Genomic DNA, 8,024 nt, shown 5'->3' with positions numbered 1-8,024 from the left:
GAAGCGCTGGCGCCCTGGCGAGATGCGCTGGCGCTGGTGTGTAGCTGGGCTGCTACATGCCGAGCAGCACTTCCGGTGCGTAGATGGCTACCGGCACATCCCCGCATTGCTGAGTGCACTGGAACGGTCCGCGTCACCGAAAGAAATTGACGCAACAGAGAGAGTTGCCTAAAGTGATGTGGGAGCCGCTAGGAATTTCAACTAACCGAGGGACATGCTCGTTCCTCGGCAAAGTAATACGACTGACAGCAGGGCGTCCGGCAAAGGTAGAGGAAGAACCCGAGGTCAGCAAAGCAGGTGGCGAGTGCTTGATACCGGGGTCTGGGACGAATAAACTGTAGCAGGTAGCAAGCCTCTTGAGGAAAGGTCAAAGATGAAGATGACTGGCACTGCCCGTCGCATGTATTGGACAGATGAACTAGCCAAGATCAGTGGTTCCTTCGGGGACGACTCTAGTAGGGTGATAAAGGAACTGAGAGCCGAGATAAAGAAGGATGGAAGTGATGCCCTCCTGGAACACCTGCGACTCTGTGGTGCCATGCCAGAGGAGTATGGGCATGACTCATCCGAAGAGAAACTGTACTCGAAGTACACGGACGCGGTCGTTTCTGAGGCCCTGTCGGCAATAGGGCTGAGAAGCAGTGTCCTCAACGAGCGCGCGGACGCCGCCGACGTGCAGGCGAAGGGAAGCAACTATTCGCTTGTTGCAGATGCCAAGGCCTTCAGGCTGAGCCGGACTGCAAAGAACCAGAAGGACTTCAAAGTCCAAGCCATGGATGGTTGGCGCGGCGGGCTTGACCACGCAGTTGTTGTTTGTCCGATCTATCAGCTTCCGACGCGAACTAGCCAGATATACCAGCAAGCCATTGCTCGAAATGTCTGCATTCTCAGCTACTCCCACTTGGCAGCACTTGTAGGTCTTTCCGAACGCAAGGGCAAACCGTCTGCTGTGAAGGGTCTTGGCAGTATCCTCGCGGCAGTCGCGCACCTGAATCCGAGCAAGAGCGCCGTCGACTACTGGACCGGTATCAATCGTGCGCTTGCGCTATCGCTGGGCAAAGAGGGCGATCTATGGACGACCGAGAAGACCGCCTCAATCGAAGCCCTCGCTGTAGTAAAAGCTGAGTCGCTCCGGTATCTACGCTCGGAACGTAACAGACTGTTGGGACTTTCTCATCAGGAGGCCTTGGACGAGTTGGTGCGCATGGCCGGCCTTGATTCCCGCATTGCGCAGGTGGAGGGCATCGAGCACAACGCGCTGCTGGACGCCTAACGTGATGCGCGAATCCCCTATTCTCGACTCTGCATCAGTGGCCGACGGTATCGAGGCGTCCAAGCGTATCGAAGACTGCGGTATTCACCTAATTCTGAGTGATATCCCCTACGGCATCGGTGCAGATGAATGGGATGTGCTGCACAACAACACGAACTCCGCCCTCCTGGGAACCAGTCCAGCTCAGCTCAAGGCAGGCGCTGTGTTCAGGCGTCGAGGCAAACCTCTCAATGGGTGGTCAGAGGCGGACAGGCAGATTCCATGTGAGTATCAACGTTGGTGTGCATCCTTCGCTAGTGAGTGGTACCGTATGCTAAAACCAGGCGGTTCAGCGCTGGTCTTCGCTGGTCGCAGATTGGCACACCGTTGCGTGGTGGCTTTCGAAGATGCCGGGTTCACATTCAAGGACTCACTTGCTTGGCTACGGGAGTCTGCTCCACACCGGGCACAACGACTCAGCGTCGTATTTCAGAGGCGAGGCGATGTGGCCAATGCCGCGAAGTGGGAAGGTTGGCGCGTAGGGAATCTTCGCCCCGTGTACGAGCCCATTCTTTGGTTCACCAAACCCTACCCAATAGGCACCACCATAGCCGACAATGTCCTAGCATTCGGCGTTGGGGCCTTCAATGAGACGGCCATCACGACCTACGAGCTTAGACCCAACAATGTGTTGCGGTCGGGCTTCGGACCGAGTGAAGGCGGACGTCATATCGCCCAGAAACCGGTGAAGTTGCTGATGCTCTTGATCGAACTGACGACGCTGAAAGGACACGTGGTTCTGGATCCGTTCTGCGGAAGTGGATCGACTCTGGTAGCCGCCAAAGCGACGGGCAGGCACTACATCGGGTTCGACATCAGTGCCGAGTATGTCGAAATCGCGAAGGAGCGACTTGCACCTGACATGTTTGAGTCGCTCCCAGGCAGCAGATCAGAAGACAATCCGGTGTTTGTGGCGGACAGGAGATCCTCCCACTTTGACCGGCTAGCTGGGATCTCGGTATCGCACCGCAAGTCGCGGGTGAGAAGATCGAAGTAGAAGGCCTCGCGGGGACAAACCGCGTGTGGATACGCTCGATAGACATTCCCAGCGCCTCCGTGCGATGCCAAGGCGCGGCATGACAAGATGGTCGAACTGGTCGAGCTGATCTAGGCCCACGCGTGTGCGAAGCCTGGCCAATCATGAGGGAGCATAGGAATGAACTACTTGCTGGATGACAAGACTCGAATCCGAGAAGAGAGAACCATAGCGAGCATGTGCTGGGCGGTGCTGGGTATCCTGGCACTTGCCTCGATCACTGTCGTCGGTTGTGGTTCGGGCGGACGGTCAAACGTGGAAGGGAAGTGGTTCGACAGCAGAGCGTGCCTGAAGGTGGAGTTCTTCAAGGACGGGACCGTCAACTTCACTTCATATGCTGGCGACGACCGCAATCCGGACGTGTTTGGCGGCCAGTACAAGTTGATCGACAGCAGACACATGAAGCTGGAGAGCCCGCTCCTAGGAACTATGTCTCGTCCAATCGCATGTGAGATCCTGTTCTCCGGTAGGCGCGCCGACACACTCGTGGTCCGGCTGGGTGCCAATCGCGAATTGCAGCTCAATAGAATCACTGCACAGGAGGATAGTGAAATCGTAGGAGCGACCGGGTTGGTCCAAGCGATGATACAGGTCCAGGTTGCGCTGGAAGGCTGCCGGGATCAAAACGGCTGCTACGCTGTCCAGACTCTTGATTCGCTCTCCGCCTTGGGTCTGAGATGCCCGAAGAACCCGTACACGGGGGCAAACTACGAACTGAACAAGGACTTGTTCTGCCTTCCTGCCGCGCTACCGTCATCAGGGCTGGCAACAGATACGCTGAAGGAATACGAACTGACGTCTATTGCTGACTCCGCCCTTCGCTGGAGGACCCCCGGGACGATAGCCGTTCTTGGCTTCACGCCGACCGGCGGGGAACCTGGGCCGACTGAGTATGCGATACTATCGTATGGCTATGATCCGGACGAGCCGCACGGCTGGCATACACCAGTAGGTCGGCGCTACTGCATCCTGCACAACTGAAAACCCAAGTGCGACTCCTCGCACCAACAGGCGACTTCGACTGCGCGGCATGACAAGATGGTCGTACTGGTGGAGCGGATGCTCGACCTGCACAAGCAGTTGCCCAAGGCCAAAACCCCGCACGAACAAGAATCCATCAAACGCACCATCGACGCCACGGACGCGCAGATCGACGCGCTGGTGTATGAGTTGTATGGATTGCCTGAGGATGAGACTGCGATTGTCGAAGGAGCGCACGCGTGAGAGACGAAGATGCCGGGCACGCAACAGAGACTGGATTTGAGAGACCGGGCTTGAGATTGAGGGATGGGTGGCTTCTCGGGATCTGCGCGATACTCCTCCTTGCGGCTAGCTGCGGGCCGTCCAAAGCCGAGTACAGCAAGGTTCAAGCGGAGAATGAACGGCTCAAGGCGGAGATTGAGGAGCTGCGGTACGGAGCCGGGCGATTGCTTGCAGAGGGTTGTGGACTACTCCGTCAGGGTGACCTGTCGGCTGCGGAGCACGATCTTGGGCTCGTTGTCAGCAGACACCCTGCATCGCCAGAGGCAGATTCCGCAAGGCTTCTGCTGCAACGGATCGCGACTTACAGGGATAGCGTCAATGCTGCTAGCGCAGCAGCCGATTCCGCGCGGCTTGCCGAGGAGACTGAGCGGCTATCGCGGGCGACCGCCTGCATGCGGAAGGACCACGATGACTTCAAGAAGCGAACGTTCTACGAAGACGAGGCAACGCCCGTTCACAAAGGCTGCTACGCCGTGTACCTCTACTTCTCGGTGGAGGACGGTACGGCAATAGCGACAGAGCTTCGTTTCCGAGTGCAGTACTTCGGCGATCAGTACCTGTTCACTCACGGGTATGCCTTTTGGCTCGATGACAGTGTCCTGGATTACTCGCCGGGCGGAATCACGTGGGACGGCGTGCTGACGTTCGAGGGTGGACTACGTGAGTACTCCGACGACGCGGTCGATGATTCAGTGTTGCCCATTGTGGAGGCGGTAGTCGGGTCCAAGTCTGCAAAGATACGATTCCTCGGCCGAGACGGCAAATCTCGAGACATGGCTATTTCGAACGGACAGAAGCGTGCTATGCGGCGCGTTCTCGATGCGTACAGGGCGATGGGCGGCAAGGTATGAGTGTGCTTCGCCTCAACCCGCGCATGATTGCCCGAGTGGCAGTTGGGGCTTGCTCCTGTGCGTGACAGACACGCCCTTCTTCTCGACAGAAGCAGGATGCGCAAGCTCAGACAGGCCCAGAGTCTCATGCGCCATCGTGACGTGTTTCCGTATCTCGAGCTTAAGGGATTGATTGACTCTCGGCGTCCAGCCGACCGTATCCGATTCCGTTCGCTGTTTGAGCGCTACTACGGTCTCAATTACGCCCATCGGGACCAGGCCTTCAAGGACATGTTCTTTGAGGTACTGCATCTAGCTAGGAAGCCCAAGCATGCAGATGTCATCCTCGAACTCCGTAGATGCAGCGGTAGGATGGAGTTCTCGTTCACATCGAAGCTCGTCTCGATGCGCGTTGAGTCAGAACCGATCATAGACAGGCACGTTCTCTGCTTCTTTCAGAAGAAACTGCCACCGACAGGAAGCGACGCTGAGGAGCGAGTCAAACGCTACACGGACCTGCTGCGATATGTCAAGATGAGCTATATCTTGTGGGCCAGGGGAGGCGACGTAGGGATCATCCTCCACAGACTCAGGAGACTGGATAGCCGCCTGAGCCTGTGTCACGACGTCCGCCTGCTTGACTTCCTCGTGCTGAAGGTCGGACAAGAGAATCTAGACGGGGAATTCGGGGGACAGTAGATGGTTATTGACACGGCCCAAGTCATTTCGGATTTACGATTTTGGATTGGCGAGACCGCTGACGGCCCACGACATTGTAGATTGCCGATTGACGATTGCCGATTGGCTGGTCTGCGGCTGACGGCTCCTAGCTTGTGACGATGGAAGCGTCCCTCGCCGAAAGTAGAGCCGCGGCCGGCGAACGTCTGCGGGAATTCTACGCACAGGGCGGCTGCTTGCGTGTCCCGAATGAACACCGCAGCCGCCACGAGACCTGGCGGACCTACAAACATGGGCACGAGCTGAGATTCAGGGCCTGGGACGAATCCGAATCGGCGGAGATACTCAGCTTGCTGCGCGTAGTAGGCATTCGCGCCGGTCGTACCTATCTGAATTCGGGCCGTCCAGTGATACCCGTCTACGGAGCGGAGCGCGTCCGCAACGCGATCCGCGCACTTCGTCTGAAACGACCTCCGCCTGAGGCCCGCAAGCGTCGCGTGGCCGAACCGCGCGAGACGATACGGGCAGCTGCTCGCTGGCCGGGGACAAGGGCACTAACCACCCTGAGACAGCTTGACGTGGTTGGGTTTCTTGAAAACTGGGGTCTGCTCACGGTTGAAGACATGGGTACGACCGGATGCCTGCTCGCGCTGCTTGCGAAGCGCGGCCTCGTCGAGCCCGCTCCCACCGACGGTCGTCAGCCGACGACTTGGCGGCTGACCCAAAAGGGCCGCGCTAAGGCACGTCAGGCACGTAGGTGCTACCTTGACTGGATGCGGGCGCGCCCGCGCGAGCCCAGGGCACGTAGCGGCGAGTTCGGGAGACATGGCAGATGATTGTTGACACGGCCCAAGTCATTTTGGATTCACGGTTTTGGGTTGCCGAGACCGCTGACGGCCTCGGTCGTTCATCGTTTGTTCGTACATCGTTCATCGTTGGTTTCGGACGCCTATGTCGAACAGTGCGTACATCGTTCATCGTCCGAGTGGAGGACGGCGGCGATGGCTCATGGCAGACGACTGCGGACCGGGGCCTACCTGTGTTGGACACATGACTTGACCCGGCTAGAATGGTACACGGCAACATGAAACCGGTCAGGTTCTCACAGCACGCCCGTCTGGAGATTGCGAGGCGAGGCGTACCGCTCAAGGTCGTCGAGGAAGTGTTCAGCGGCCCGGAGCAGGTCGTTTCCGAGCAAGGCGGCCTGATGGCGCGGCAGTCACGCGTCGGACTTGAGGGCAAGCAGTATCTGGTGCGGGTGGTTGTCGCCGAGCGGCCGGATGCCACCGTTGTCGTGACGGGCTATCGAACCAGCAAGATTGGCAAGTACTGGAGGTCGGAATGAAGGTTACGTATGACCAGGAAGTGGATGTTCTAAGAGTTGTGTTCAGCGGCGCGAAGATACAGGAGAGTGATGAGGACAAGCCCGGAATCATCTTGGACTACGACAAGGACGGCAATGTAGTCGGGCTTGAGATTCTGAACGCTTCAAAGCGCGTGGAGAATCCCCGCGCAGTCGAATACGCCGTCGCCGGCTGAATTCTACCTTCGGTCCGGATCTCTGCCCCGAGAATGCGGGGACATGGCGGTGATTATTGACACGGCCCAAGTCATTTTCTGTTTGCGATCTTGGATTGCCAATCACGTCGTCGGACTCGTACATCGTGGGATCGTTACGGACAACAAGGAGTAGAACGTGGGGACGTTCAAGACATTCGAGGAAATAGAGGCGTGGCAGCAAGCCAGGACGTTGGCGAACCTGATCTATGATGCGTCGGGGAAGGGTGCGTTCGGGCGCGATTTCGGGCTGAGGGACCAGATCCGCCGGGCTGCAGTTTCCGTGATGTCCAACATCGCCGAGGGTTTCGGCCGGGGCGGCGCACGTGAGTTCGTGCAATTCCTCTCCGTTGCCAGAGGGTCTGCGTCGGAGGTCAGCGCTCAGCTCTACGTTGCTCTGGACCAGGGCTACCTTAGCCAGCCTGAGTTTCACCGGCTGCAGGAGCAGGCGAATCGGGCCGGGTCCGTGATCAGCGGGTTGGTTCGCTATCTGCGAACAACCGGACTTCGCGGCAGCAAGTATCGTCCTTCTGGCGGCTAGCGCCAAACGATGAACGATGTACGATTTCGCCTAACCAACGCGGCTGCCGTGAGCCGCAAGCCGAAGGCGGGCCGCCAGTTACCCGATTCGATGCCGGCGGCAAGACCAACCCATTTGAGATTGACGATTGCAGATTGGCCGGGGATGTGCCGCGGGTAACCAGGTTGCAGTGCAGGCGTCGGTCGGCACGCTGCGTAGCGATTTCACAGCCAATATGGAGGAAAGAGCGTGAACACGGACAACACTAAGGAGCTTCGGGAGCGTCTCAGTAGACTGCAAAAGGACCCGCCGTTCGTCGCACAGGGACTGAAGGTGACCTTCGCAGAAGACCTTACGCGGTTACTGGAGGTCCGGGGTCTTAAGGAGGCGGAACTGGCAAGAAAGTTGGGCGCGAATCTGGGCTTCGTTAACAGCGTGCTTGACACTGAGAACAAGCTGACGGTCGAGACAATGGCGCGGATAGCATTGGCACTGGACGCCCGCATTACGCTGCGGATGCTGCCGCGCGAGGAAGCCGAGCACGATGCGCGCGCACAGGCCACGCTCCGGGAACTCGGAGGACGTGGTAGATGACTATGGGGAGGATTAGTGACAGTGGGGCTGTTGAGAAACCACTGTTGGGGGTGTGGTTTCATACCGCGAGCACGGATGTGACGCGGGACGGTCGCCAGAGCGCTGTTTTGATAGCTGAGTAGACTGCCGTGGCTGCCCGCCGCAGCAGTTGGGCGGCCTGCGTCACTGCCGGACGTCCGCCGCCGTGTGCCACCAGGCACTTGAGGTTCATGACCGCAGCCGCCAGGTACGCCT

General features: G+C 58.4%; 11 protein-coding genes. All 11 read left to right on the top strand.

What is annotated here, in order from left to right:
* The first annotated feature begins 373 nt into the window (after positions 1 to 373).
* Positions 374 to 1,273 (top strand): HindIII family type II restriction endonuclease, encoded by a 900-nt coding sequence (locus FJY68_12570; GenBank protein ID MBM3332658.1) that lies wholly within the window; start codon positions 374 to 376, stop codon positions 1,271 to 1,273.
* 4 nt (positions 1,274 to 1,277) lie between these two features.
* Positions 1,278 to 2,309, top strand: coding sequence for a site-specific DNA-methyltransferase (locus tag FJY68_12565; protein ID MBM3332657.1), 1,032 nt, complete (start codon positions 1,278 to 1,280; stop codon positions 2,307 to 2,309).
* Positions 2,310 to 2,468: 159 nt separating this feature from the next.
* The gene (locus tag FJY68_12560; protein ID MBM3332656.1) at positions 2,469 to 3,329 is read left to right on the top strand and encodes a hypothetical protein; all 861 of its coding nucleotides are present in this window, start codon (positions 2,469 to 2,471) and stop codon (positions 3,327 to 3,329) included.
* A gap of 57 nt (positions 3,330 to 3,386) precedes the next feature.
* On the top strand, positions 3,387 to 3,572 hold the full coding sequence (locus tag FJY68_12555) for a hypothetical protein (protein MBM3332655.1): 186 nt from the start codon (positions 3,387 to 3,389) through the stop codon (positions 3,570 to 3,572).
* Positions 3,569 to 4,462 carry a hypothetical protein gene (locus FJY68_12550; protein ID MBM3332654.1) on the top strand — a complete coding sequence of 298 codons (894 nt, stop codon included), beginning with the start codon at positions 3,569 to 3,571 and terminating at the stop codon, positions 4,460 to 4,462. The genes FJY68_12555 and FJY68_12550 overlap by 4 nt, the downstream gene beginning before the upstream one ends.
* 96 nt (positions 4,463 to 4,558) lie before the next feature.
* A complete protein-coding gene (locus FJY68_12545) occupies positions 4,559 to 5,140 on the top strand; it encodes a hypothetical protein (GenBank protein ID MBM3332653.1) in 582 nt (193 codons plus the stop codon).
* Positions 5,141 to 5,280: 140 nt separating this feature from the next.
* The gene (locus tag FJY68_12540; GenBank protein MBM3332652.1) at positions 5,281 to 5,955 is read left to right on the top strand and encodes a hypothetical protein; all 675 of its coding nucleotides are present in this window, start codon (positions 5,281 to 5,283) and stop codon (positions 5,953 to 5,955) included.
* 248 nt (positions 5,956 to 6,203) lie between these two features.
* Complete coding sequence (locus FJY68_12535) at positions 6,204 to 6,464, top strand: DUF4258 domain-containing protein (GenBank protein ID MBM3332651.1); 261 nt, start codon at positions 6,204 to 6,206, stop codon at positions 6,462 to 6,464.
* Entirely contained in the window at positions 6,461 to 6,658 is a 198-nt protein-coding gene (locus tag FJY68_12530) for a DUF2283 domain-containing protein (GenBank protein MBM3332650.1), read from the top strand. Before FJY68_12535 ends, FJY68_12530 begins: the two co-directional genes overlap by 4 nt.
* Before the next feature lie 157 nt (positions 6,659 to 6,815).
* Entirely contained in the window at positions 6,816 to 7,217 is a 402-nt protein-coding gene (locus tag FJY68_12525) for a four helix bundle protein (GenBank protein ID MBM3332649.1), read from the top strand.
* Positions 7,218 to 7,445: 228 nt separating this feature from the next.
* The gene (locus FJY68_12520; GenBank protein MBM3332648.1) at positions 7,446 to 7,790 is read left to right on the top strand and encodes a hypothetical protein; all 345 of its coding nucleotides are present in this window, start codon (positions 7,446 to 7,448) and stop codon (positions 7,788 to 7,790) included.
* The last annotated feature ends 234 nt before the right edge of the window (positions 7,791 to 8,024 follow it).

It is taken from the genome of candidate division WOR-3 bacterium (assembly GCA_016867815.1).
In the GTDB taxonomy this organism is placed as follows: domain Bacteria; phylum Hydrothermota; class Tepidihabitantia; order Tepidihabitantales; family Tepidihabitantaceae; genus UBA2258.
Note: the sequence above shows the minus strand (reverse complement) of the source record. Positions and strands in the feature narration are given on the sequence as shown.